Source organism: Rania fehmarnensis (assembly GCF_056494185.1).
The window spans coordinates 1,208,319-1,234,709 of the sequence record NZ_CM151398.1; the positions used below are offsets into that span (position 1 = coordinate 1,208,319).

Annotated in this window: 16 protein-coding genes; 15 read left to right on the plus strand and 1 reads right to left on the minus strand. The window is 54.5% G+C overall.

Going from position 1 to position 26,391, the window contains the following annotated elements:
• Window positions 1-85: 85 nt before the first annotated feature.
• Window positions 86-1,216 carry a chorismate synthase gene (aroC, locus tag SH573x_RS03765; RefSeq protein WP_479352996.1) on the minus strand — a complete coding sequence of 377 codons (1,131 nt, stop codon included), beginning with the start codon at window positions 1,214-1,216 and terminating at the stop codon, window positions 86-88.
• 161 nt (window positions 1,217-1,377) lie between these two features.
• Between aroC and SH573x_RS03770 the strand changes: the two genes are divergently transcribed.
• The 15 genes from SH573x_RS03770 (at window position 1,378) to SH573x_RS03840 (ending at window position 26,077) form a co-directional block, all read left to right on the plus strand.
• Window positions 1,378-2,370 carry a bile acid:sodium symporter family protein gene (locus SH573x_RS03770; protein WP_479352997.1) on the plus strand — a complete coding sequence of 331 codons (993 nt, stop codon included), beginning with the start codon at window positions 1,378-1,380 and terminating at the stop codon, window positions 2,368-2,370.
• A gap of 139 nt (window positions 2,371-2,509) precedes the next feature.
• Window positions 2,510-3,148 carry a hypothetical protein gene (locus SH573x_RS03775; protein ID WP_479352998.1) on the plus strand — a complete coding sequence of 213 codons (639 nt, stop codon included), beginning with the start codon at window positions 2,510-2,512 and terminating at the stop codon, window positions 3,146-3,148.
• Window positions 3,149-3,150: 2 nt separating this feature from the next.
• A complete protein-coding gene (locus SH573x_RS03780; protein WP_479352999.1) occupies window positions 3,151-5,193 on the plus strand; it encodes a flotillin family protein in 2,043 nt (680 codons plus the stop codon).
• 279 nt (window positions 5,194-5,472) lie between these two features.
• Complete coding sequence (locus SH573x_RS03785) at window positions 5,473-10,869, plus strand: DNA repair ATPase (RefSeq protein WP_479353000.1); 5,397 nt, start codon at window positions 5,473-5,475, stop codon at window positions 10,867-10,869.
• Between the two features lie 527 nt (window positions 10,870-11,396).
• The gene (locus SH573x_RS03790; RefSeq protein WP_479353001.1) at window positions 11,397-14,159 is read left to right on the plus strand and encodes a polysaccharide biosynthesis tyrosine autokinase; all 2,763 of its coding nucleotides are present in this window, start codon (window positions 11,397-11,399) and stop codon (window positions 14,157-14,159) included.
• A gap of 276 nt (window positions 14,160-14,435) precedes the next feature.
• Entirely contained in the window at window positions 14,436-15,851 is a 1,416-nt protein-coding gene (locus tag SH573x_RS03795; protein ID WP_479353002.1) for an O-antigen ligase family protein, read from the plus strand.
• A 107-nt stretch (window positions 15,852-15,958) separates the two neighbouring features.
• Complete coding sequence (locus tag SH573x_RS03800; protein ID WP_479353003.1) at window positions 15,959-17,461, plus strand: exopolysaccharide biosynthesis polyprenyl glycosylphosphotransferase; 1,503 nt, start codon at window positions 15,959-15,961, stop codon at window positions 17,459-17,461.
• A 116-nt stretch (window positions 17,462-17,577) separates the two neighbouring features.
• Window positions 17,578-18,834: a glycosyltransferase family 4 protein gene (locus SH573x_RS03805; protein ID WP_479353004.1), complete on the plus strand. Its 1,257-nt coding sequence runs from the start codon at window positions 17,578-17,580 to the stop codon at window positions 18,832-18,834.
• Window positions 18,835-18,973: 139 nt separating this feature from the next.
• Window positions 18,974-20,272 carry a lipopolysaccharide biosynthesis protein gene (locus SH573x_RS03810; RefSeq protein ID WP_479353005.1) on the plus strand — a complete coding sequence of 433 codons (1,299 nt, stop codon included), beginning with the start codon at window positions 18,974-18,976 and terminating at the stop codon, window positions 20,270-20,272.
• Window positions 20,269-21,426 carry a polysaccharide pyruvyl transferase family protein gene (locus tag SH573x_RS03815; protein WP_479353006.1) on the plus strand — a complete coding sequence of 386 codons (1,158 nt, stop codon included), beginning with the start codon at window positions 20,269-20,271 and terminating at the stop codon, window positions 21,424-21,426. Before SH573x_RS03810 ends, SH573x_RS03815 begins: the two co-directional genes overlap by 4 nt.
• Window positions 21,423-22,718, plus strand: a complete 1,296-nt coding sequence (locus tag SH573x_RS03820) for a hypothetical protein (RefSeq protein ID WP_479353007.1) — start codon at window positions 21,423-21,425, stop codon at window positions 22,716-22,718. Before SH573x_RS03815 ends, SH573x_RS03820 begins: the two co-directional genes overlap by 4 nt.
• Window positions 22,719-22,722: 4 nt before the next feature.
• Entirely contained in the window at window positions 22,723-23,787 is a 1,065-nt protein-coding gene (locus tag SH573x_RS03825) for a glycosyltransferase (RefSeq protein ID WP_479353008.1), read from the plus strand.
• Window positions 23,780-24,331 (plus strand): acyltransferase, encoded by a 552-nt coding sequence (locus tag SH573x_RS03830; RefSeq protein ID WP_479353009.1) that lies wholly within the window; start codon window positions 23,780-23,782, stop codon window positions 24,329-24,331. Before SH573x_RS03825 ends, SH573x_RS03830 begins: the two co-directional genes overlap by 8 nt.
• Window positions 24,332-24,333: 2 nt before the next feature.
• Window positions 24,334-25,062 carry an FkbM family methyltransferase gene (locus SH573x_RS03835; RefSeq protein WP_479353010.1) on the plus strand — a complete coding sequence of 243 codons (729 nt, stop codon included), beginning with the start codon at window positions 24,334-24,336 and terminating at the stop codon, window positions 25,060-25,062.
• Between the two features lie 67 nt (window positions 25,063-25,129).
• A complete protein-coding gene (locus SH573x_RS03840; RefSeq protein ID WP_479353011.1) occupies window positions 25,130-26,077 on the plus strand; it encodes a GDP-L-fucose synthase family protein in 948 nt (315 codons plus the stop codon).
• Window positions 26,078-26,391: the final 314 nt, after the last annotated feature.

A 26,391-nucleotide genomic window follows, 5' to 3' on the forward strand; every position in this document is an offset into this window, starting at 1 on the left:
CCGCTACAATCGGGTGCAGAAGGCGAGGGGTGAGGCAGGTTTACGAAAGCCTTGACGGCTTCCGCTACAATCGGGTGCCGGGTGCTTAAGTTTGCTGCAGATAGAGTTGGTAGCGAGCTTGCATCTCTTCAATGCTGTCGCCACCGAACTTGTCGACGAAGGCGGCGGCAATTTCGAAGGCGACTACGTGCTCGATGATGACGCTGGCCGCCGATACAGCGCACACATCGCTGCGTTCATAACTGGCACGCTGCGATTCTTTTGTATCCCAGCGAATCGAATCCAGTGGTTTGCGCAGCGTGCTGATCGGCTTCTTGGCCGCGCGCACGATCAGCGGTTGGCCATTGGTCATGCCACCTTCCAATCCGCCAGCATTATTGCTCGGTCGCGTGTAACCTAAACTGGCTGTGTGCTTCAAGCTGGCATCGTAATGAATTGGATCGTGGACTTGCGAACCAGGACGCCGAGCCGCTTCAAAGCCCATGCCGATCTCTACACCTTTGATGGCTTGCACTGCCATGACTGCCTGCGCGATGCGGCCATCGAGCTTACGATCCCACTGGGCATGTGTGCCCAATCCGATGGGCAGGCCCTCGACGCGTACCTCCATGACCCCGCCCACTGTGTCGCCATCTTCGGTGACACGATCGATCAGAGTGCGGAACTCGTCGTCTCGCTCGGGAGCGAGTGTGTAAACGATACTGGCATCCCGGCTGAGGCGATGCTGGTCAATCGATCCACTGGGCGTCGTTACTGCCAGGCCACCGATCTCAGTCACGTAACCAATCGTTTCAATGCCAAAGACGCGCAGCATCTGCCGCGCGAGTGCACCGGCTGCCACGCGCACGGCTGTCTCACGTGCGCTGGCTCGCTCCAGCACGCCGCGAATGGATCCCGAATGTTTGATGGCCCCAGTCAAGTCAGCGTGACCAGGCCGCGGACGTTCCAGCTCTTTCAGACGTTCCAGTTTGTAATCGGAGTTGACCACCTGCAATGTGATCGGACTGCCCAAAGTCCGGCTCTTCCATACACCGGTAACCAGATCGACTGTATCGGTTTCCAATTTCTGCCGACCGCCGCGTCCGTAACCACCTTGCCGCCTGCGCAGTTCATTGTTGATAAACTCGCAGTCGATATCCAGGCCAGCCGGAAACCCGTCGATCAATGCCAAGAGCGCCTTTCCATGCGATTCACCAGCCGTCCAATAACGCAGCATTCGGTCGTACTACCCAAAAGAGCAAAAGTCATTCAGCGGATAAAGTTGTCGGTGGGCGTTAGTGTACAGTCCAATCCACACTCGCACCGACGACGTTTTCAGTTAGGATGTTCATTTTAACTCCCGCCCCCTGGGCCGATAGGCACCCAAGGCACACGGCATTGGCAACCGCGAAAAAAAGCACGTTTCTCTCGCAACACTGGTTTTTAATTGCGCTGGTGACCGTCTTGCCCGTCGGCGTCGTCGGTTGGCAACAACTGGCGGTGATCAATCAGTTTCCGATAGCCCGAACGGCTCTGGTCTGTGTGGTGATGGGCTTGATGGCGCTACCCATTCCCTTCGAACTGATCCGGCAATCGTTAGCTCGGCCGTGGCCAGCCATCTTGGCATCGCTGATCAACATGGGCTTCATACCGCTGGCCGCCTGGTTGGCCGCGCAGTCGATGTCGCCGTATATCGGTGGCGGGTTAATTGTGGCGGCTGCCATTCCCTGCACCCTGGCTTCGGCCGCCGTGTGGACGCGCAGGGCAGGGGGGGACGACACGGTCGCGATCCTTGTGACGCTCATCACCAACATGACATGCGTGGTCGTCACGCCGCTGTGGTTGGTGGCGATCTTGGGACGCCAAGTGAATCTGCAATTGGGTCCGCTGGTTTACGAGCTTGTCTTAGTTGTGCTCATGCCGATATGTGCTGCGCAGCTGTTGCGCAAGAGCTCGAAAGTCGCCAAGTGGTCGGAGAATAACAAGCAACTGCTAGCCACCGCTTGTCAAATCGGCATTCTGGCGATGGTGCTCTCTGGGGCGATCGAAATGGGTAAACATCTCAACCCAGCCGCAGAATCGGCAGCCACCAACTCGGTAGCGGCCGCAGCAGCCAACAGCGTCACGCTGGCCGATATCCTATGGACGATCTGCATGTCGGCGGTCATCCATCTACTGGCGATGGCTGTCGGCTGGTATGGAGCAGGCAGCACGGGCGTCGAGCGGCCTCAACAAGTGGCCGTCGCCATTGCCGGCAGCCAAAAAACGCTCATGATCGGTCTGAAAATGGCTTTGGACTGCGGGGTCAGCATCATTCCCATGGTCGCTTTTCATGTTGGACAGCTGCTAATGGATACTTTTATTGCGGATCGCATGCGGCAGAGGAAGTAGAATCGAAGTTTGAGATTTCCGTTTCGGGGAATTCAAATTCCAAATTCGAAGCGCCTTATTCGCCCTGAATCTCTGCCTATTGAAGTAACTTTCAGCGACTAACCCCTTTTCTTTTCAATATCGATTAAAAGTCCTTGCGATGAGCTTTTGGGAGCCCATGTTCGTCCTGCCTGTTTTGCCAGCAACTGCGTTGTTGGTATTGCTGATGGCATGGAGCTTCCTGGCGGTCATAGGTGGAGCGGTGCTGCATGGGCATGACGTACATGTCGATACCGATGCCAGCGTCGATGGCGATGTGGGCGATGCTTTTTCTAGCCTGAGCAGTTTTACACTTAACTGGCTGAACCTGAGTCAAATGCCCCTGATGATTTGGTTGGGTGCATTTTCACTCTTGTGGTGGATGATATCGATAATGCTCTATCAAATTCTCGACACACGCATCTTCGGCTCCCCAGGAGTTTTCTGGTCCACATTGTTGATAGGACGCAATTTGGTTATCGCCGCATTGCTGACCAAATTGATTACTTCACCGCTCCGCGGCTGGTTTGTGTCCGAAGACTTGAGCTCTAAATCGCTAATTGGTAAAGAGTGCGAGATTTGTTCTTTCGAGGCGACGCCTGAGTATGGACAAGTGCGCTTCAAGACAGATGGCGCGCCCCTGCTGTTGAACGTTCGCACCGATGGCTCGCATTTGGCCAAAGGCGCGCGAGTGTGGATCACGCATTACGACGCTGTTCGTCGAGCTTATATCGTTTCCCCAACCTCTCAGGGTGACTAGTCATGTTTGAGTACTTTCCGCTGTTGGCACAAGACCTAAGTGGAACTTCATCGATGCTCATCTACTTCGCAATCGGTGTGGGGGCCCTCCTGGCGTTCGCCATCGCTGTCTTTATGGCCACTAGCAAGTGCTACGTTAAGGTCGGCCCCGATGAGGCTATTGTGCGCACCGGTTATGGCGGCCTGAAAGTCGTTACGGCCAGCGGCACCATGGTGGTCCCAGTGTTTCACCGCGCCGAAAAAATGGACCTTACGCTAAAGAGTTTCGAACTGGCCCGCGAAGGCGCTGAAGGGCTGATCTGCAAAGACAATATTCGCGCCGATATCCGCGTCGCTTTTTTTGTGCGCATCGACAAGACAATCGATGAGATGAAAGAAGTTGCTCAATCGATCGGTTGCAAACGCGCTAGCCAGGTTGAAACGCTGCGAGAGTTGTTCGATGCCAAGTTCTCCGAGGCACTAAAGACAGTCGGCAAACAGTTTGACTTCGTCGAGCTGTATGACAAACGTGAGAAGTTCAAAGCAGAGATTCTGAAAGTTATTGGCACCGATCTGAACGGTTACAAGTTGGATGACTGTGCCATCGACTTCCTGGAGCAGACTCGCCTGGAACTGCTCAACCCCAACAATATTCTGGATGCCGAAGGTATCAAGAAGATTACAGAGCTGACCTCCAACGAGAAGATCAAAGAGAACCACTTTACACGCGAACGCGAGAAGACTCTCAAGAAGCAAGACGTTGAAGCTCAAGAAGCCATAATGGAACTGGAGCGCCAACGCGTTGAAGCTTCTGAACGCCAGAAGCGTGAAATCGCCGAGATCGAATCTCGCGAACATGCCGCCGCATCCAAGGTGCGCGAAGAGATGCGCCTGGACGCCGAACGCACTCGCATCACCACCGACGAAGAACTGGGCGTCGCGGAAGAAAACAAGTGTCGCCAGGTTCTGGTCGCCCAGCGGAACAAGGAACGCACCGATGCCGTGGAACTGCAACGCATCGAACGCGATCGCGAACTGGAATCGACCGAACGCGAACGCGTCGTCGGGATTGCCATGGTTGAAAAAGATAAAGCCTTGGAAGTAGAACGCCGCAACATCCAAGAGGTCATCCGCGAACGCGTCATCGTCGAACGTGCCGTCGTCGAAGAGCAACAGAAGATCAAAGACACCGAGGCTCTGGCTCAAGCCGAACGTACCAAGAAAGTGGAAGTCACAGCTGCCGAAACCGTCGCCGAACAAGCGATGATTCGCGAAGTCAAAGCCGCCGAATCCGCCCGCAAAGCCGCCGAGTTGATCGCCGAGAAGGTCGGCATTCAAGCCGAAGCTGAACGCGATCAAGCCGAGAAGCAAGCTGCGGCCACACGCATGTTGGCTGCTGCCGCGACCAGCGAACACGCCGCTGAAGGTTTGGCCGAAGCGGAAGTGTTGGCTGCCCGCGCCGCGTCGCTTGAAAAACAAGGTATGGCCGAAGCCAAAGTGCTAAAAGAGAAGTTATCTAGCGAAGCCGAGGGCATCACGCAGAAGGCGGCCGCTATGAAAGAACTGGACGCAGTCGGTCGCGATCACGAAGAGTTCAAACTGCGACTGGAAAAAGAGAAGGCGATCGAAATCGCGGCCATCGACGCGCAGCGCGGCGTGGCTGCACAGCAAGCCGCAGTGATCGGCGAAGCCCTCAAGTCTGCCAAGATCGACATCGTCGGTGGCGACGGTCAGTTCTTCCAGCAGATCTCTGCCGCAGTGCAGGGCGGCAAAGCCATCGATCGCTTCGTCGGCAACTCGAAAGTCGTCAGCGATATCAAAGAGACGTTCTTCAATGGTGATGCGGATCACTTCCACGAGAGTCTGCAGAGTTTGATCGGTCACTTGAACCTGAGCACTACAGACCTGCGCGATCTGAGCATCGCGGCCCTGGTGACCAAACACCTGGCCGATGGCCCCTTGGATCTGCGCAATAAACTGATCGGTCTGCTGAGCGTAGCTGGTTCGATGGACGTGGTCGACCAACCTATCGCTCAGCTCATCAACGGCCGCGCCAGCAAGAAGTAACCGTGTAGCCGAAGTCGCCAGACTTTGGACACGCTCCACAACCGTAGCCGAAGTCGCCAGACTTTGGACCTGCACCCATTACTCGCACTAGCGCGGTACAACCATCGCTGCGAAACGATTTGTGAGGTGCAGTCCGTTGCAAAACACTTACACTTCGCTAGCGAGCCCCCTCCCGCAGACTTTGGCTAAAGGCCCTTGTCTGCGACCTCCCCCAGTTGCGACTGTGGAGGTGACACTGGGCAAAGTCTCCAACCCCTCGGACGCTGGCATGGAAAACGTATGCCAGAGACACTTATGACTGACCAATCGCTTCAGGCCAGCACCTACGACGTCTTGCGCAAGCGTTTGTTGCAAGGTGCCAAGGATTTGCGGCAGCGCTTTGAGTTGCTCAACGAAGAGCGTTCCGAAGTTTTCGGACATCTGGACACGCGGTTGCTGGCCACGGTGCATGTTACGACTGAACACAATTGTGTGCCACGTGACTTGCTGTCGATCGGTTCGCATTTGCTCTTGGGCTATAACGTCCAGTTCGGCTTGAAGAACGAAGTTGTTCCCGGCGACGTATTCAGCCTCTATCGCCTCGACGGCGAGCAAGCCATCGAAGAGCCGCTATCGCTGTGGGCTGACGAGCGCTTCGTGCGCGATTTTTCGGATTTGTACCGCTACTACAAGCAGACATTCTTCAGTCGCTTTTTCCACCAAGGCCTGCACTACTACATGGTCTTCCAAGTTGGTAAGACCCCGAGCGATATCAAAGCATTCAAGTGGTTGGCCGATGGCGATCGGCTGCGTTACGTCGACAACCGAAGCGATCAAGAGATACGTTACCCGGAGCAGCACGGTTTCCGTTGGACTCGTGCAACACGCGACCAGCATCGCTCGGGGGCACACCCGCACGTCTCGATTGAAGACATAGTCTTCGTCGAGTGCATCGGCGGTGATTTGACCATCAAGATCGAAGACAATACGAGTTCCGGTAGCGGCATCTACAGCGAACCGGTGGACAACGCAGATCAAACTCTCGATGACGCCGAGATACATTACTGCGTGTTGGGCAACCTGGTACTGCTGAAAATTCGCCCTTATCAAGAGAAAGAGTTTCGCTTCTTTGTCTACAGCGTGAAGCGTCGTCAGGCCATGCGTTTGGATGCGATGCGCGAAGCTTGCACACAGCTGCCCGATGACCATGGCATCATCTTCCCAGGTGGCGTTTATTTACAGACTGGGGGTCACAAGCTGTTTGATCATGGCCTGATCGATGTCATCTATCAGCGAACCGTCGCAGCCCCCAACGGTGAAGATTACTTATATCAGTTCTTTCAGCCGGTATCGGGCAGCTACCTGCAACTGCGCTACAACCTGATTCGACAAGAAGTTGATACTCCGCTGGTCTGTCATGGCCAGGCGATCTTTGAAGACGGGCGCATGATTACGATGCGGACTCAGGAGGCGGCGCAGAAACATCATGCCCTCCAGCTGTGGCGGACTCCTTTCGTCGGTCCCAACTATCGCATCGATGTGGTCACCGATTCGATGCTGTACAAGATTGGCAACCGAGACCTGGTGCGCTGCATGGCGGAATGCCAGGAAGTGCTGCAACTGATCGATAAAGACGAATCGTATGCCGATTTGTATGTCGATCTAGTCAAACGGACCACGGATATTCTCGATAGTTACTTCTGGCTGGACCGCGACGAGACTTACAAACTCAGCGAACCACTACAGACCATTCGCGAGGCCGCCGGCGCGGCAGTTGACGAATACGAAAAGGTAGTGCGAGTTCGCAACGAGACGGCCGCACAACTGGCGCAGAGCCAACAAACCGTCGGTGAACTCATTCGCGCGACGGAGCGCGCCAGGTCCGATTCACTCGAGACCTTTGTGAGCCTGCTGCATGATCTGCGAACCCAACGCGGGCATGTCATGGGCCTCCGCGAACTGCGCATGATCAATATGGAAGCGGTCGATCAGCTCGATAGCGAGTTGCAAACCGCGGTCGAACGAGTTGGTTCACGCTGTGTACTGTTTCTGGTTCAACCCGATTCGTTAGCCCCTTATCGAAAACGTATTGGAAGTGTTGCAGCCAAGGTGGCCGATGTGCGTACTGTCGCTGCCGGCCGAGAGCTCGAGAAAGACTTGCAGGGTATTTCGCAAGCTTTGGAACTGTTGATCGAGACCATCTCTGGGCTGAAGATTGACGATCTCACTCAACGCACGGCCATTGTTGATCGGACCGGTGACGAACTGGCCGAACTGAATAAGATACGTTCGACGCTCAAAGCCCACTTGCGCGGTTTGCTCAGCAGCGAACTGCAAGCCGATTTCGCTTCGCAGTCCAAGTTGCTCGACCAGGCTACAGCAGGATCGCTGGATGCAGCCGACCAGCCGCACAAAGTCGATGAAGCGCTAGCGCGGATCATGCTGCAGATCGAAGAACTGGAAGGACGCTTCGCCGAGCATGATGGTCTACTGGGTCAGTTGCACGAAAAACGTGAGTCAATCCTGGCGGCGTTCGAGGCTAAGCGCATCCAACTGGTCGAACTGCAAACTCGTCGAGCTGATGGCCTGGTCAATGCAGCGGGACGCATTTTGACCAGCATCAGTTCGCGTGTCGAGCGTATCGATGGCCCAGATGAACTCCGCACCTACTTCTTGTCCGATCCGATGGTGGACAAGGTTCGCAAGATCGCCGACCAGTTGCGCGAGCTCGGCGACACGGTGCGCACCGAAGATGTGCTGAGCAAACTGAAAACTCTGGCCGACGATGCGATCCGGCAGCAGCGCGATCGGTTGGAGTTGTTTGTCGATGGCGAAAACCTGATTCGTTTGGGACAGCACGTCTTTGCCGTGAATCGTCAACCAATTGAATTGACGACCATCGCCCGCGATGGCGCGCTGATGATGCATCTCACCGGGACGCAGTTCTTTCAGCCGTTGGTAGAAGTCGGCAGTGATGGTCGGCGATTCATCCCTGCCGAACTGGAGCAAACGCGAGATTTATGGACGCAGAGCTTGCCCAGTGAGTCAGCGGAAGTCTATCGTGCCGAAACGCTGGCCTTTGAAATCTTGCAACTATGGAGCAAAGGTGAGTTGGTATCTGATTGGACTCAGACTCGCTTTGTGCATGCCACCCTGGAAGAGCGCACGCAGTGGATGCGCCAATGGATGCAAAATCAGCATCAATCCGGTTACGCGCGCGGAGTTCACGATCATGATGGTGCGGTGATTCTGGGCGAGTTAGTGCGTTTGCAACGCGACCTGGGCCTGCTGCGGTATTCGCCCAAGGTTCGCGGCGTCGCCTGGTTTATTTGGAAACACTGTGTCCCAGCTGAGGACCGCAACTCAGTCATCCAATGGATCAACAGCCATGCGACGATTCAGCAAGCTGTGAATTCTGGCGGAGGCCATCAGGCGATGGCTCAGGGCGGACAGAGGACGAGCACTCAGCAGTTGCAATTGATCGCAATTGCGCGGCAAGTACAGCACTTGTTGACAACTTATACACCGCCAGCCTTGCGAAAGCAGCTCGCGCTCAGCCAGGCCGTCGACTATTTGATCGCCGAATTATTGGTCCACGCAGAATCTGCTTTCGGTGCTGCGCCAGCCCCTGGCCATTCGGGCAGCGTGCAGGTCGTCAGCCCGCTAGCGGCAAAATGGCTAGCCAGATTCAGCCAGGACTGCACGCTGCATATGCATGACGCTATCAAAGGATCGTTTCAAGCGCATCAGAGCGCGCCGGAAAGATTGTGGCAGTTGGCATGTAGCCTCGTGCAGCAGTCGAGCCACCATCATTCTTCGGAGTCCGTTCAAGCCAGCGATCGTCGCGACGATCACTTTTTCGAATTGGCGAGCTTGGTTGTGGGCAAGTTTGTGGATGATATCGCTGGCGAGGTGATGGCTACCAAACATGTTCAAGCGCAAGTGAGGCTGACCGGCCTGTTAGGTGACCACCCGCGTTTGCATGCGGGCGTACTCGAATTGGACTATCACGAAACAATCGAGCGATTGACTCGATATCAACGTCGTGTGATTCCGCGATTTATCGCCCTGCAGGCGAAGAAGCGGGAACTATTACATGCTGCCGAGAATCGTTTGCGCACGGGTGAACTCAAGGCCAAAGTGCTGACAAGCTTTGTGCGCAATCGGTTGATCGACGAAGTCTTTCTGCCACGCATCGGCGAGAACCTGGCCAAGCAATTGGGGGCAGCCGGAGAGAACAAACGTACGGACCGCATGGGATTACTGCTGTTGGTCAGCCCACCGGGCTACGGCAAGACGACGCTGGTCGAGTATATCGCCAATCGTTTGGGACTGGCCATGGTCAAGATCAATGGCCCAGCCCTGGGGCATCAAGTGCGATCTTTGGATCCGGCTGAGGCCACCAATGCAGCGGCGCGTGAGGAAGTCAATCGCATCAACTTGGCCTTGGAAATGGGGGACAACGTGCTGTTGTACCTGGACGATATCCAACATTGCCATACAGAGTTGTTGCAGAAGTTCATATCTTTGTGCGATGCGACGCGGCGCATCGAAGGTGTATGGGATGGCCAACCGCGCACGTATGATCTGCGAGGTAGAAAAGTCGCCGTGGTCATGTCGGGCAATCCCTACACTGAGACTGGAGAGCGATTTCAGATTCCGGATATGTTGGCCAATCGCGCTGATGTCTACAACCTGGGTGAGATTATCGGCGGTGCCGCTGACGCATTCGAACAAAGTTATCTGGAAAACTCGCTGGCCAGCAATGCGGTGCTCATGCCGCTGGCACGCGCATCGCGCACAGATCAGCAGGTGATGATTCGAGCGGCCGAAAACGGCGCAGCCGAATTACCGGAGGTCACATCCAACTTCTCGGCCGATCAACTTGGCGAGATGTTGGCCGTATTAAAGAAGCTGGTCAAGGTCCGCAACGTTATCTTGCGAGTCAATCGCCAATATATCCAGAGTGCCGCCCAGGCTGACGCCTATCGAACTGAACCACCCTTCAAACTACAGGGCAGCTACCGCAATATGAATCGCATTGTGGAGAAGGTAGCGCCAATCATGAACGACGACGAATTGATGGCGCTGATCGTCTCGGCGTATGAACAGGATGCTCAGACTTTGACTCGTGATGGCGAATCCAACTTGTTGAAATTTCGCGAGCTGGCCGGTTTGCTCAACGAGCCTCAGCGTGAGCGTTGGCAACAGATTTGTTACGCCTATGTCGAAAGCGTGCGTTTGGGTTCGATGGCCGGCGACGATCAAGTCATGCAGGTTCTGAAATCGCTGGCAGCCATTCGCGATGGCTTGGAGACCATTCGTCGCGAAATCTCCAGTGCTGGTGCCCAGTCGCAAACCTCACTCGAGCACGGACCGGTCAGCCAAGCGATGACCAGGCTCAATAGCATTGGTGATCAGCTGGTCAATCAACTGGCTCAGACGACCGAAGCGCTGCGGCATAATTCCACTCAATTGCCGGAGCAGAAGGTGCTGGTCCAGCACAGCGTACCCCGCTCGATGACGGAACTAGTCCGCTCGCAGTATCAGCTACTGTACGATGGACTGAAGTTTTTGCTGGAACAGTCTTCATCGCAATCGGCCACTCTTGATCGGCTGCGAGCAGCCTTAAACGATGTACTCGCCCAGTACGGCCAGCTCCAACTCGAGATCGATTCGGCCGAAGAGCCCAAGTGATTTTTGGCGGAGCCGCGATTCAAAGCCCCGTGGCTACGGTCTAATGTTCGATTCAATGCCTTTAGTTTGCTGGCATTGCAGTCGCGTTCTTTAATCGTTCTTCGATCCGTGGCAAGGGCTGCAATCGTATTCACGCAGGTGGGTGCTTTTCCTTAATTGTGAGCTACGCTTGTGAATCTTGGTAGAAATTGACTTTGCAAAACTGCCAAAAGTCAATGGAATACACCTTGTGCTTGGGCTGACGATTATTCGGCATAGCGCAGCAGGGGTGGCCCAGAGACTGCGCAATTGATTCGGTAAACCTTCAACCAGCCGCCCAAAAGCGTGCCTGGCTGTTGACATTTCTGCGTCATAGACTCAGAGTAATAAAGACAAAAAAAACACCATAAAGCAGAATTGAGCTGTGGCGGGAGTCGGGTGCCGACGATTCCAGCGTCATCCTTTCCCCCCGGGATGACTTGCATTCGGCGCTACCGGCAACACTGGCGGGTACCGTATTTACAACTCCTCTTCGGATTGAACAAGCAATGGAAAAGCCCGGCAACGAACTACAAGCCCCAAGCGATCCGTCTCCCTCGATCGATTTGCTGGCCATTCTAAACCGTCGCAAGTCTTGGCTGTTTCTCTCTTGCGTTTTGGGACTGGGTATTGGCGCTGCCTACTACTTTCTAACGCCTCGGAAATATGAATCGCGCGCAGAACTACTGCTGATGCAAAACGATTCGGAGCCGATGTCTGGCACCGGAGGTGTTGAGCGTGACGTCTCGGAAGAACTGCTGTCGACTCATATGAAGTTGGTTCAGAGCAGCCGCATCGTGCAGAATGCGCTGAAGTTGGATGTCGAGGTGGCCAAGGAGTGCGCCAAGATGGAACCTCAAAAATCTATGGCCGCGACCGGCAGTGAGGCATCTGACCCAGCCACAACTAACACAACCGACGGCCAGTCGGCCTCTGGCGAAGATAATCCCGACAGTTCCGCAGCCCAGCCTAATCCTGGCACGAACAGCCCTGTTACGGACAAACCAGCCGCCGAAGTCCAAAGTCAGCCGGCGGCCGATAAGCCCGAAGAAGTAACGCCTGCTCCAGCGACGCCGGCTGAACCAGCAGCATCGGATGCACCAGCAACTGAGCCACCGGTGCCCAGTTCCACAGGCGAGGTCATCGCGGGATTGTCGCCGACGGAGATGATAGCTGGCGCCGAGGGTGTGGAGGTACCTGCTGTCGATTCAGGTAGCGAGTCGGGCGCAGAGTTGACTGCTTCGACCGAAGAGCCACCAGCGAAAGACCCTCTCTATGAGCTCGAGTCAATTGTCGAGCGCCTGAGTGAAAACACTAACGCTACCGAATATGTCATTAAGAACATGTACATAACAACCGGTGGCAGTGGCCGCGCCCGAAACGCGCGCGTTTTGAATATCGCGTTCCGACACACGTCGCCTGAAGACTGCGAACTTGTCACCCGCGCGATCGTCGATCGCTATCAGGAGTTTGTAAGAAGCAAGTTCAAAGACATCAACACCGAAGCAGCTGGACTGATTACGGGAGCCACGGAGGATATAGAAAAACGAATTGAGGAACTGGAAGCGGACTACAAGACCTTTCGCTTGAACGCACCTCTGCTTACGCGCGGGGCAACTGGTGGCGACATCTATACAACGCGTTACGAAGAACTCGCAGCGGAAATTTCGCAACTGGCGATCCAGCGCGATGAAGCATCTGGCCGCTTGGAAATGGTTCAAAAGAGCCTGGCGGATTTTGAAGCCAGCAAAGCTCACAACTTGCAAAAGCTTTCATTGATTGACGAACGTAACGCCGAACGACTGGGGATCTTGGTGAGTGTTGAACGGGGCAAAGCCGAAACGGCTGCCTTTCAGTCAACTCAACCCGAACGTATGGCGGGCGCCACCGCTGAATACAGTCAATTGCTAACTCTAAAGACACGGTTGAGCCAGTTGACAGCGGACTTTGGTACGGAGTATCCCGAAGTCAAAGCGATCAAACAACAAATTGCCGAAATGGAAAAGTTCTTGACTCGGAAACAGAAGGACTTGTTCATCGGCGAAGAAGTACAGCTGACGCCTGACGACGTGATGCAAGCATATGTCAGCATGCTCGATCATGATTTGCGCGCCTTGGATCAACGGACCAAGGACCTCGAAAAGCAAATGGAGATTGCATCCGACAAGGCCAAAAAACTCGTTCAGTACCAACTGGAAGACGAGAGTCGGGTGCGAGCCCTGGCGCGTGAAGAAGAACTGCATGACGCAGTCATTGAACGTTTGCGCGACATCAATATGAAGAAGGACACGACGCCACTTATTCTGGAACTGATTCAAGAACCGTCGATTGCCGAAAAGGTCGAGCCCAAGGGTGTGATCGCAGCCGCCATCTCGATGCTGTGTGCGTTGATGTTTGGTGGTGCGGGCGTGCTGATTGCCGAGTTGCGTGATCGCAGTGTCCACTCGCCGGAAGAATTCGAAGAGATGCTCGGCAGTCGCGTGCTGGCACACTTGCCAAACTTCCAAAACGATGCCGACATTCGCAAGCTGCAACGCGTAGCTCGCAAGAACAAGAGCCCGATATCGCCATCCATTCTGACCTACTTTGCGCCAGACTCGCGAGCTAGCGAAACCTTCCGTGCGCTGCGTACGCAAGTCATGTTTAGCGCCGGTGGAGATCATAAGATCCTGGTGACCACCAGTTCCAATCAAGGCGCTGGCAAATCGATGCTCTCGTCGAACATGGCCGTTTCGATGGCCGGCCTGGGAGCCGACGTGCTGTTGGTTGACTGCGATATGCGTCTGCCTCAAGTCCATCGTTTGTTCGGAGTCCCGAACGAGAAAGGTCTCGCCGATGCGATCAAGAATCCAGAGTCCATCAATGACTTACTGGTGCCCAGCGGAGTTGAAGGCTTGACGTTGTTGCCTTCGGGACAAGCCCCAGCCAATCCTGCTGAACTGCTCAGCCGACCAGAATGCAAGGAGTTGCTCGAGACGTTGCGTCAGCGATATTCTTACGTGATTCTCGATTGCCCACCTGTGCTAGCGGTTTCCGATCCATCGATCGTGGCACCTATGGCCGACGGGGTGCTGTTCGTGTCGGTCGTAGACAACGAATCGCGTCCTAAGACGTTGCGGGCTAAACGCATCCTCGAAGGCGTTGGTGCCAAGATCATCGGTATCGTGGTCAATCGCAGCGACGAGTCAACTCAGCGCTATGGATACCAAGCCTATGGATACGAGAGCAACAACTCGGCTGACAATTATTATGCCGCTCGCCCAACGCGCTAACTACTCAGCTGTACTTATTGTCCGCGAACTTCAGGCAGGGAAAGCCTGGGAGTGCAATTGGGCTCGGAGCCGATGCTTCCTACGCAGTCCCCAATCTAAACCATTTCACAGATGCGAGGACTGCGCATGTTAATTACTAATCGACTGAGACAGACCAATTAGCCAGCCATTCGTGTTTCGGGTTGTCACCCACGGGAACGAAGTGCGCCGACAGGCGATCGACTTTGTGCTTGCAATTTCGATGCATGCTTTACTAGTCAATAGTTGGCAGCCGCTATGATCGTTTGGGGTTACATCTTTGAAAACCTCGATTGGTTTATAACCGTTGGTCTGCTCTTCGCGCTATGGCTGGCTGTCGCGTGGCGGTACGGGCCGCAGCGTGCTTTGGGTTGCCTGTTCCTGGTTTCATGTTTGGTTCCCACCTGGGCCAAGCTAGAACTGGGTGAACATATCTGGCTAGACTGTCGCGTAGCGGCCACGATCCTCGGACTGTGCGCCTACTGTGTACATCCGAAAGCCAACTTTCCGGTGCGACTGGGTTGGCTCGACGCGGCCATGTTGTGTCTGTTGGCGATTCACTTTGCCTCGGATCTTCACGAGCAAGATTTTAGCTTGCTTGGATTCGGCGCAGTGGCAATTCGAGCTTATGGCGAATGGTGCGTACCCTATTTTGCTGGTCGACTGGCCTTACAAGGCAATGATGATATTCGGTTCCTGTCCGCGTGGGGGATGGTCGTTGGCTTGACGCTGGCCCTGGGCGGCATATTCGAAGGCTTTTCTGGTGAGCATCCCTGGGAGCTTATCTATGGCCAGCGCCAATATGATGGTATCGCTCGCGATATCGAGCGCTGGGGCGTAACGCGGGCGTGGGGTTGTTGCGCCCACCCGATCTATTTCGGGTTCCTGCAGCTAATGTTCATGCCTTGGTTACTGCGAGCCTGGCACCGCACGCGTCAACACAGCGGTAAGAGGTGGACCTGGATTATCCCACTGGTGGGTGTGGCAGGAATCTTTTGTACGGGCTCGCGAACTCCGTTTGTCGGAGCCGTGCTGGTAGTGTTGCTCGGCTTGTGGACGTTTACACCCTACCTGAGGATTCCTTTTGCCCTGTTGGCGATCGCGTTGGTTGGTGTGGGATATTGGCAACGCGACCAAGTCGCTGAGGTTATTACCAACTGGGGCGAAACAGTAAACACCGCCAAGACCATGGAAGTGGATGGCCAAGAAGTACAAGTCAGCGGCACGATGAGCCGGCTGTACTTGATCAAGATCTATTGGGCTGCGATGCAGAGAGCATCCTGGCTAGGTTTTGGAACAGAAGCAGTTAGCGGCTTTCCAGTGAACGTTCCGGTAGGTGTAGTGGATCCCGAAACGCTCCGTAACGTTCCTTATATCGATAATCAGTACGTGTTGATGACCTTGAGATTCGGTTGGGCTGGAGTGGCTGCGTTCACAGTTGCTCTCTTGTTGGCCTTGAGCTCATGGTTTCAACGTTTTTGGATGAGTCATCGCAGAGGTGACTTTAGTAGTGCAGCCGCAGTCAGCTTTTACGCCGGTGGCACGATTCTCGCAGTCACCGCGGGGCTTCTGACCGTCTGGATGCCACACGACATTGGTTTCCCGTTGCTGTGGTGGATGGGCGCGGGCAGCAGTACTCCTTTAAAGAAAGCGGGAGGAGGCGAAACTCATTAGCAGTTTCGCTGACAAAGGTCTTTTTTGTACCCAAATTTTCGATCTACCGACTATACTAGGCCCGAGAGATATGGAGTGTGCGGACTATCGCCCAAGGACGCTAAACCATGATTGCATCCACTGAATCAATTCCTGAAATTGCTGCTCGCGGTAACGTTGCCCTATCGCAGTCTCAGCCCTTTGTAACCGCCAAGACTGCAGTGCAGTTAGGGAGGTTGCAGACTTCGTATGACTGGGTCACCGGTACACCGCTCTTTGTCGGTGACGTTCTTGCCGCTTTTTTGAGCGTAGTGTCGCTGCAATTTGTTGCGGGGCGCTTAGACGGCGACAACATTGTCTCTGGCCACGCCAGTTTTACCGTGGGCGCCGTGGCGTTCACCTTGTTAATTCAACACATCCACGGCCTTTATCCTGCCTGTGGTCTGCCGCACTCACTGGAGTTTCGGCGGGTGCTGCGTACCAGCTTGATTGTGGTTTCAGCGGTTGCGCTGGGCTGGCTGATGAACGTCTCCAAGACCGGTTTTCCAGTCTTGAGCTTCCTATACTTCGCTGCCGTGTTGCCGCTGATGTTGGCTTTGACCCGTTCGGTGATTCGGTCGCTGCTATCCAGTTGCGACTGGTGGGCCCAGCCCGTAGTGGTCATTGGTGATGGCCAGGTGGGCCAGCAAGCGTTTGAACAGTTGCGACGGAATCGTCGTGAAGGTTTGCGACCAGTTGGTGTCGCCTTTGAATCCGAGAAGGATTGGTTGGGTAAGGATGATGGTGGTCAATACATCGGTCCCGCTTCGCAGATCGAATCGCTGTTGAAACAGACACGGGCCTGTCGGGTATTGCTGACAAATCCGGCGGCTGGGCAAGTGGTCGACTTCTTTGCATACCACGGCATACCGCATGTGACTTTACCGACCGAACTGGGTTTCCATCCCACTGAGCGAACTCGTTTAAGCGAACGCAACGGTACTATCGAGTTGCATTGTTATAGCGCGGTAACCGCGCCGAGTGCTCAGTTGGCCAAACGTATGTTAGACATCGGCCTGGTCTTGATGTGCTCGCCGATCTTGGTGCCCGTGTTTGCGGTGCTGGCGGTGCTCGTGCGCATGTCTTCGCCAGGGCCAATCTTCTTTGGCTCGCGTCGAGTCGGCGTTGGTGGCTTGCCATTCCGTGCATGGAAATTCCGCAGCATGGTGGTCGATGGTCAAGCTGTGTTGGAGAAGCACTTTCAATCGCATCCAGAAGATCGCGAGTTATACAAACGCGATCACAAGCTGAAGAACGATCCTCGAATAACTCGCATCGGCAAGTTTTTACGCAAGACAAGTTTGGATGAGCTGCCGCAGTTGTTCAATGTGATATGGGGTGACATGAGCCTCGTCGGTCCTCGGCCAATTCTCGAAGATGAACATGAGAAATACGGCCCGGTTTATGAACTGTATGTGACGGTTCGACCTGGCATCACGGGATTGTGGCAAGTTTCTGGGCGCAACAATTTGGAATATGAAGAGCGCCTGCGCTATACGCGCTTCTACATCCAAAATTGGTCCTGCACGCTCGACCTCTATATTCTGTGGCGAACCATCAAGACCGCACTATTCCAAGAAGGTGCGTATTGATCGGACTATATGCATGAACGCCATCATGCTCGAATTTGCGTTTGAGGCCAAAGCCACTAGGCACTGGATCGTAATGCCTGGTTCTCAATTGACTGTGCGATAGGAACATTCACTCCGTGCATTTGTTGCTTCATGACTACGCGAACTATGCCTTTACCAAGCAGCTGGCTGCCAAGCTGGTTGCTTTAGGGGTGAAGGTCACGTACGCGTTTAACGCCCAGTACGACGGCCCGAACTCTAAGGCCGATCCTGCGACTGCCGGCGGAGCGCACTTGCTGCCCATCCGAAGCAACTATGCGGGCAGGCCGAGCGAATCATTTGTGAGTCGCTTGCGGATGGAAGTGGCTTACGCCTCCAAACTGGCTTCGCAAGTCGAACAGGTTGGGGCTGACGTCATCCTCTCTGCTGATAGTCCATCACTGGTTCAGAATCGTCTGGCCAAGAAAGCTCGTAGCCTGCGAACACCGCTATTATCTTGGATTCAAGATCTTTACGGAGTGGCCGCCACAAAGCTGCTGAGTCGGCGCTTGCCGGTCATTGGTTCCGCTGTAGGCCGCTACTTTATCTATCTCGACAAGCAGTCGTTGCAGTTGAGCCAACAAGCGATTTTGATCACCGATGACTTCAAGCAGTTCGCTCACAGCGCGGGTGTATCGGACGATCGATTGCACGTGATTGAGAACTGGGCTCCGATTCAAGATATACCGCGCGTGGCTCGACCTAATGCCTGGTCGCAGTCGCAAGGCTTGAGTGATGCATTTCGTTTTGTGTACTCCGGTACGCTAGCGATGAAGCACAATCCAGAATTGCTGGTGCGTCTGGCTGAGTCCCTGCTGAATCACTCGCAAGAGCACCAAGTGCCGTCTGCCGAAGTTTTGGTCGTGTCGTCCAGTCCAGGTGCACGCTGGTTGGCAGACCAGGTTGCAGACAAGAAGTTAACCAATGTTCGCTTGTTGGACTTTCAACCCGCAGCGGACTTCCCGTCAATTCTAGGCAGCGCCGACGTGCTATTGGCCGTGCTGGAACATGACGCGGCTGCGTTTTCGGTGCCCTCCAAAGTGCTGAGTTATTTGTGTGCCGGCAAGCCGATCTTGGCAGCTATTCCGGGTGCTAACCTGGCTTCTCGCATTATTCGTGGAGCAGGGGCCGGCAAGGTTACAGAGCCTTCACAACCAGATCAATTTGCCGCTGCCGGCCTGTCGATGATGAACGCAGATCCTCAGCAGTGTCAAGCTTGGGGCAATGCAGCTCGAGCTTATGCCGAGCAAAACTTTGATCTTGATCGCATTGCCGACCGCTTTCTGACCATCCTAAACTCGGCTGTTGGTAATTCGCCTGCGTCTTACCAACCCAAGGTCATGGTTCAGCAGTGAACTGTCGCTGATGGGTGATTCTTTAAAACCAGCCAGGGCCCTCGACGCATTAGCTGAAGCTGACACAGTTGAGGCAACTGCCGCAGAGCACTCAGCGATACCGCGACAATCGCCAAGTCGCAGTAAACTTCGTTCTCGCATGTTGCGAGTTTTCGGTGCCCACACCTTGGGCAATTTGGTTACGCTGGCCGATCGCTTTCTGCTTTTGCCCGTCATGCTGTATGTGTGGGGGCCCACAGTCACTGGCGTGTGGCTGACAATCCGCTCAGTGCCGGCCGTTCTGAGTGTGGGAGAGCTAGGCTTCGCCAGCGCCACCGGCAACAAGATGACCGAGCATGTGGCCCAACATGAAACCGACGAGGCCAGTCGGGTCTATTGGTCCACTTCCAAATTGATCAATACAATTTCAGTGGTCTGCATGCTGGGCATTACTTTGGTGGCGCTTAGTCTGCCGCTGACCAAGTGGTTCAAAGCAGACGCGGTTGCAGTTTGGGAATTCAACGCTGCCGTATTGCTGATGGCAGTGTACACAGTCAGCATCTTTCAGACTCAGCTCTACTATGCCGGCTATCGATCGATTGATCGACAAGCCACAGCTGCGTTCGGCACGCACTTAACGCGCATCGGCGAGTTCGTCTTGGTTATTGCCGCGTTGTTTCTAAGTGGTCAGGTGTGGGCTGTAGCCGCCGCCTATGTCATTGCCCGCTTAACCGGGGCTCTGTTGCTGCGGACCAACTTGCTGCGTCAAGCCAAGTGGCTCTCTGCTAAACCTAAGACCAATTGGTCGGATGTCAGGCCGCTGTTGAAGCCTGCATTAGGCTTTGCCTCGTTGCCACTAGCACAAACGTTCCAGTTGCAAGGAAGCACGTTGGCAGTGGCGGCGGCTACTAACCCAGAAGTCGTGGCAGCATTTACTGCCATGAGAACGCTGGCTCGATTTCCAATTCAGTTTTGTTCCTCGGTGGGGCGCACTACCTGGCCCGAGTTGTCGCAATCGCTGGCCCGGCATGAGTATCCGACCGCACTGCGTTTACATCGACGTTCGGTACTATTGTCCCTGGCTCTATCTGCCTTGTCGGTGGTCGGATTACTGTTGTGTGGCCAGTGGGTCTACAGCCTGTGGACTTCCAACAAGCTTGAATTCACCTGGCTGACTTTTGCACTGCTGTCGATCAGCGCAGGTCTGATTGCTTTCAGCACTAACGCAATGACTGTCCTCAATGCCATGTCGGTACACGGAAGAGCTTCGGCAATCTGGGTAGCTTTGGCATTGTTGTCGGTAGTAGTTACGGTTGTCTTTCCACGCAGTTTGGGACTGAACGGTATTAGTCTGGTATTGCTGGTTTGCGATGTGGCGGTTCTGATTTATGTAATGTGGGCCACCAGATATCACGTCAGTCAGTTGCAGGCGCTTGGTGCCGGGGAGACTGGTAATTGAGCACGCGCGTGCCAGTTGTGTATTTTTCATTGCAGACTCAGTTCGAGAACTTGGGTGACTGCATCATCAACGAGTTGGTTGTTCGCGAGCTGGCCAAGCATGCTCGCGTGAATCTCATTCAACGGCGGGCCCCAAATTGGTTAGTGCATCGCCTATCGTTGGTAGAAAACGTTGAGTTGTTTGCAACCAAGTCGCGGTGGTTTGCGGACCTCTTCAAGCGTTTGGCCGTTCGCTCGCCAGTGGTTTTTGCTTTCAAGCCTGGGCACTACATCATTCCCAATCGCGTTAAAACGATTGGCTACAGTGCAGCGCTGGTTGCCTTCTGCGGGCTATGTCGTATTCAGGGCGCCAAGATAGTTCGTTCGGGCGTTTCGCTCGATCGCTACGGTGCGCTACAAACGCGGCTGCAGTCCATGCTTGGTCGGCTGCATACCAGTTACGGCGTGCGTGACCAGGCATCGTTGGAGTATGCCAGGCAGTTGGGGGCCACCTCGGCCCACTACAGTCCTGATATGGCTTTCTTGCTACTTGATGCACGCGATACGACGGGGCTCGATCTGCACAAACCCATGACAGCCCAGCGAGCTCGCCCCAAGCTCGCGATTTCGTTCCGTAAACAAGGCTGGCTGAAGGAGCCGACCAGTTGCGGGCAACTGGTCAGTACGATCGCCCGGTGTGCCACCCAAAGAGCTCTCGAACCGGTGGTGGTTGAGCAAGTTACCTTTGACCGTGAGCTGGCTGATCAGCTGGCCGCCGGTCTTGGTTGTAGTGTGGTGCGATTTGAACAATCTGAACAATCCGTGCGTGGGATCTTTGAAAACTATTCCCACAGTAGTGCCGTGATCAGCAATCGTTTGCACAGTTTACTATTTGGGTGGACAAGCGGTTCACTGCCCATTCCGCTCATCGATAACACGCCGCACAGCAAGATTATCGAGCTGTTCAAGCATCTCGGCCTGGCCGAATTGCTTCACTTTACGGAAGATTTGGATCGCTTGCCTGCACATGTGGATGCAATTCTGAACGATGAACCCATGTGGCGAAAAAAATTGGAGAAGGTGTTCAAAGATCAACGTATAATCCTGCAGGAAGCGTTGGCCAGTTGTTTCGCGCCAGCCAATAACCAGTCGGGTAAGGCGATTGATCGGCCATGAGTTTTGATGACCTCGCTCCGGTTTTTGCTTTTCTCGCTTGTGGGGTGATGACAGTTACCTATCTCTACTTGCGCCGCCCCTTGATTACCGCTTTAGACGGTTTTTTCTTCTTCTTCATGCTGCAGTATGGGCCGCATACCATCTTAATGACCGAAAGTCATCGGTTGGCTCGCGTGATTTCACCTGAATCGGAACACTCGTTCCAATGGGGGATGGGGATCGCGTACTGTCTTGTCAGCGTAGGCCTGCTCCTGGGCAACTTTTTTGACTTCACCAAATTCGCATACCGACCGTTCCCGAACATCTTTGGCAAAGGCACTCCGCTACTGATAGCCGTGGTGATCTATGTAATACCGTTCGCAATAATTCAAGGCCCCGGTCTTGAAACCACGCGTGAATACATCAGCGCGTTTCTGGGAAAGTCACAGTACAGCTATGTTGAAATTCGGCGTGTGATCTTTTCGGAAACGCCCTACGAACAGTTGGCCAGTTTAACGCGTCAAACGTCAACAGCTATTCTATTTGCGTACTTGATCGCTTATATCATTCACGAACCAGCCATGCGGATACTGTTGGTCCCTGCTGTTAGTGTGCTGTTCGTTTTATGCGGCATGCAGATGAATAAGTTTCCGTTCGTGTACTTTTTTGCGCTCGCCTTCGTAATTGGTTTCACCTATTGGCAGCGGCAGCTATCTGGTCCGCTCTCTCAAGTTAAGAAGGGAATCGTATTCCTGCTCTTCGGCAGTTTCGCGCTTGTGATCATCGGAATGCTGTATAGCTTCCAGTACGAAGAGAATGCGATGTCGGTCACTGCTATTGTGGAGGTGATCTTCTATCGAATTGGCTTGGTTAGTTCAGATACCCTGCGATTGTGGTTTGACTACTTTCCCAAGGTGGAGGGTTTTACGGAGTTCAGAAATATTGGACCGATTGCCGCTGCTATGGGAGAGAATCCAATCAATCCCACGATTGCGATCCCTGAACATTACGTGCCCGACGTTATCACGACCTTCCAGTCGGGTTTCATCGGTTCAGGGTATGCAAGCTTCTGGCTTGTGGGCATCGGTGTCAGTTCGATTATTGTTGGTATATTTGTGTCCGCCATTGCCAAACTGCAATGGGCGTTCCGCAATGACTATGCAGCTCACCCTTTCTTGTGTGTGCTGACTTTGAACATGTTCTTTTTCACGACACGTGAATTGCACACCGCCGCGTTGTCCGGTGGCACCGTGTCGGTGTTGCTGCTGTTCATGGGAATTCAGATTCTTGGCGCAGCGATCAGGCGCCGGTAACGACATGAAGTTCGTCTTAGTACAAATGGCTGTCGGCGACTATCGCCGCGAGTTTTTGAAGATCGTTCAAGCCCGCATGGGCAGCGACTTCTTACTTTTGGTTGGCGAGAAGTATCTCGACGGCACGACGCTCACGCGCGTGGACTTAGGCAAGAATCAACAGAAGATCAAGAACATTGTGGTGGGCGGCAAACTTGGCTTTCAAACTGGACACTTTCGCCAAGCCTTGCGAGCCCAGCGCGCCATGTTGGAGCTGAATCCGCGCATCGTCTCTAATTGGCCGTTGATCCTTGGCCGCAGGTTGCTAGGGCGCAAGACGGGAGTTTGGGGACATGCCTGGCCACGCAAAGGTAAAGGGCAGGGCGGGACCTTCCTACGCGACTTGCAGATTCGCCTGGCCGGTAATGTATTGGCTTACACGCCCCGCGATGCCGCTGACTTTCGCGAGCGTTTGCCAAAGCAGGTTGGCGTCTACTGCGCGCCCAACGCCCTCTACCCAGCCGCCGAGATCTATGATCGGGCACAAGGTAGGCCTTTTCGCTTTTTGTTTATCGGCCGCATGGTGCCGGCCAAGAAGCCCGAACTCGTACTTCGAGCCTTTGCGCGCGTGGCATCTGAGATGCCGGGCAGTCGGTTATCGATGGTTGGGGCCGGCCCACTGGACGAATCGCTAAAGGCATTGGCCGCTGAATTGAACGTCGCGGGGCAAACAGAATTCCTGGGACATGTGAGTGATTTGGAACGTTTGTCGGTGCTCTTTGGTGAGTCGGCTGCCTGCCTTTCGCCAGGTTACGTAGGCTTGTCGGCCATTCAGAGTTTCTCATTTGGGACCCCGATGATTGTGGCTGATAACGAGCCGCATGCACCCGAAATCGCGGCTATTACCGCTGGCGAAAATGCGTTGTTCTTCAAGTCAGATGATGAGCAAGATTTCGGCCGCGTGATGAAAGAGATTTGGGACCAGCGCGATGTATGGCATGGACGAAGAACGCAGATTGCGGACTTCTGTCGTACGAACTACTCGGCTGATCGAATGGCCGAAGGCTTTATGGAATTCTTTTATGACTGAAACGCCTTCAGCCGACAATCGGCCCGACAAGGTCATTAGCGGACCGCTGCAACCTTTGCGCAACCTGGTGCGCTCGGCGCGCATGTTGCAACACAAATTGCGACTGCGCGGCAAACTGACTCTGGGCCAGAATGTGTTCTTTGCTAGAAATTGCTATTTGGCACCGCCTGAGTTCATGCGCGTAGGTAACAACGTAGCGATCGGTATCGGTGCCTTCATCGAGACCAATCTCGACGTGGGTGACGATGTGCTGATCTCCAGCCATGTGTCGTTTGTCGGCAACGATCATCGCTTTGATGATCCTCAGCAATCGGTGTATTGGGCTGGGCGATTGCCACCATCGACCGTTGTGCTCGAAGGTGACAACCTTATTGGTCACAAGGTCACTGTTGTCGGCAACGTGCGTATCGGGCGCGGCTGCATCGTGGGTGCTGGCGCTGTTGTGACCAAGGATCTGCCTCCTAACACTATTTGCTGCGGCGTACCAGCTCGACCGATTCGTGATCGCTTCCCCTCTGCCACTCCTTGTACAACGAATGCTTAGCTATGGGCTCCTTGCGGACCAGTACTCGAATTCAGAAGCTCATTACATCGCTAACGCATCCGCGCTGCTGGAAAGCTCTTTCCAAGGGCGTCTTCCCGGCGATTGAGCATTTGCAGGTTCTGCGCAAGCTCAAGGTAGATGGTGTGCTGGACGTAGGCGCAAATCGTGGTCAATTCACGCTCTCATGTCAATTAATTCATCCTAGTATCCCTGTGGTCTCGTTTGAGCCGATACCGAGCGAAGCAGCGCGTTTCAAGTCAGTCCATGACATGAATGATCGCGTTAAGTTGATCCAGACTGCGCTGGGCGTTACGCCGGGTTCCGCTACGCTGCACTTGAGCAAACGACCAGACTGTTCATCGCTGTTGGCGATTGGACAACGTCAAACGGAACTCGTCCCTGGTACACATGAAGTTGCTTCGATTGAAGTGCCTGTGAATCGTTTGGATGACTTGCGCGATAACTGGGCCGGCCGTCATGAGCAGCTAATGAAGCTTGACGTCCAAGGCTTTGAACTGCAGGTGCTTCAAGGTGCCGTGGAAACTCTAAAATCTTGTCGCTATGTCTACGCAGAGTGTTCCGAAGTGACGCTGTATGAAGGTCAGGCACTGCGGCCAGAGATTTCGAAGTTCCTGGAGAGCCAGAACTTCAAAGAGTCAGGGCGCTTTAGCCCGGTATACGACGGCAGTGAGCTTGTACAAGCCGACTATTTGTTTATTCGATCTACTTGAATTTCATGCCCATTGATCTGACTATGGTGGGATCAACGCATCGCCCAAGGAAAGTAATCCATTCATTATGAATCGCGAACGCATTTTCGTAGCTGGACATCGCGGCATGGTTGGTAGCGCTGTGGTACGTGCGCTCCAGCAACGCTCCGAATATGACATCATCACGGTCGATCGCACCCAGATTGACTTGACGCGTGACGATGAAGTGGACGCGTTTATCGAAGAGCAGCGCCCCGATGCCGTGATATTCGCTGCAGCCAAGGTCGGCGGTATCCTGGCGAACAATACTTACCCCGTGCAGTTCTTGAGCGATAACCTGCGGATGGCGGTCAATACGATCGACGCCGCCTATCGTCGCGGTGTGGGACGCTTTCTGTTTCTGGGAAGCACCTGCATCTATCCCAAGCACGCGCCGCAGCCGATACAAGAAAGCGCTCTGCTCGATAGCCAGCTCGAACCCACCAACGAAGCTTACGCACTGGCCAAGATCGCGGGCTTGAAGTTGTGCCAATACTATCGAAAGCAATATGGTGCGCTTTATCATTCCGCCATGCCGACCAATCTGTACGGGCCTGGCGACAATTATCATCCGGAAAACAGCCACGTCTTGCCAGCCTTGCTGCGTCGCATTCATGAGGCCCATCTAGCTGGTGATTCAGAGATCACGATTTGGGGCAGTGGTAAACCGCGACGAGAGTTCTTGTATGTTGACGACCTGGCATCCGCGTTGTTGCACCTTCTTTCCCTCGACAATCCACCGGACTGGGTCAATGTTGGGACTGGTGTTGATCTAACGATCATGGAGTTGGCAGAGCTGATCTGTCGCGTGGTAGGTTACGCAGGTCGGATAGTCACCGATAACTCTAAGCCCGACGGTACTCCGCGCAAACTAACCGACATTAGCTTGCTCAAGAGCACCGGTTGGCAGCCGCAAGTTTCGCTCGAAGAAGGCTTGCGTCGCACGTATGAGAGTTTCCTGAAAGAGTCAGCGGGCTTGGCACTGCGAGCCGTCTGACCTGAAGTCGAATATCTCCTCTCTCTGTCACCCGTAGAGCGGCTGTCCCCAGCCGCTGGGCACCTGCTTAGCAGGCATCTTCCGACCACCGATCTCCGTGGTCTGTCCCCAAACGGTTGGGCAAGTATCCGCGCGGGGACAGACCCCGGGCTGATTTGCTGGCATTGCATGCCAGCCCCGTCGCGCCTGCTCTGTCCCCGTCGCGCAACTGGGGACAGACCGCGTGTCGCCGCTGGGCACTTGCTTAGCTGGCATCTTCCGGCCACCGATCTTCGTGGTCAGTCCCCAAACGGTTGAGCAAATGTCCGCGCGGG

Bases quoted from the DNA above. Each gene is read 5' to 3' on its own strand.
- SH573x_RS03775 (WP_479352998.1), top strand. From the start codon at position 2,510: ATGAGCTTTTGGGAGCCCATGTTCGTCCTGCCTGTTTTGCCAGCAACT.
- SH573x_RS03840 (WP_479353011.1), top strand. From the start codon at position 25,130: ATGAATCGCGAACGCATTTTCGTAGCTGGACATCGCGGCATGGTTGGT.
- SH573x_RS03785 (WP_479353000.1), top strand. From the start codon at position 5,473: ATGCCAGAGACACTTATGACTGACCAATCGCTTCAGGCCAGCACCTAC.
- SH573x_RS03825 (WP_479353008.1), top strand. From the start codon at position 22,723: ATGAAGTTCGTCTTAGTACAAATGGCTGTCGGCGACTATCGCCGCGAG.
- SH573x_RS03835 (WP_479353010.1), top strand. From the start codon at position 24,334: ATGGGCTCCTTGCGGACCAGTACTCGAATTCAGAAGCTCATTACATCG.
- SH573x_RS03795 (WP_479353002.1), top strand. From the start codon at position 14,436: ATGATCGTTTGGGGTTACATCTTTGAAAACCTCGATTGGTTTATAACC.
- SH573x_RS03790 (WP_479353001.1), top strand. From the start codon at position 11,397: ATGGAAAAGCCCGGCAACGAACTACAAGCCCCAAGCGATCCGTCTCCC.
- SH573x_RS03830 (WP_479353009.1), top strand. From the start codon at position 23,780: ATGACTGAAACGCCTTCAGCCGACAATCGGCCCGACAAGGTCATTAGC.
- SH573x_RS03780 (WP_479352999.1), top strand. From the start codon at position 3,151: ATGTTTGAGTACTTTCCGCTGTTGGCACAAGACCTAAGTGGAACTTCA.
- SH573x_RS03810 (WP_479353005.1), top strand. From the start codon at position 18,974: ATGTTGCGAGTTTTCGGTGCCCACACCTTGGGCAATTTGGTTACGCTG.
- SH573x_RS03820 (WP_479353007.1), top strand. From the start codon at position 21,423: ATGAGTTTTGATGACCTCGCTCCGGTTTTTGCTTTTCTCGCTTGTGGG.
- SH573x_RS03800 (WP_479353003.1), top strand. From the start codon at position 15,959: ATGATTGCATCCACTGAATCAATTCCTGAAATTGCTGCTCGCGGTAAC.
- aroC (WP_479352996.1), bottom strand. From the start codon at position 1,216: ATGCTGCGTTATTGGACGGCTGGTGAATCGCATGGAAAGGCGCTCTTG.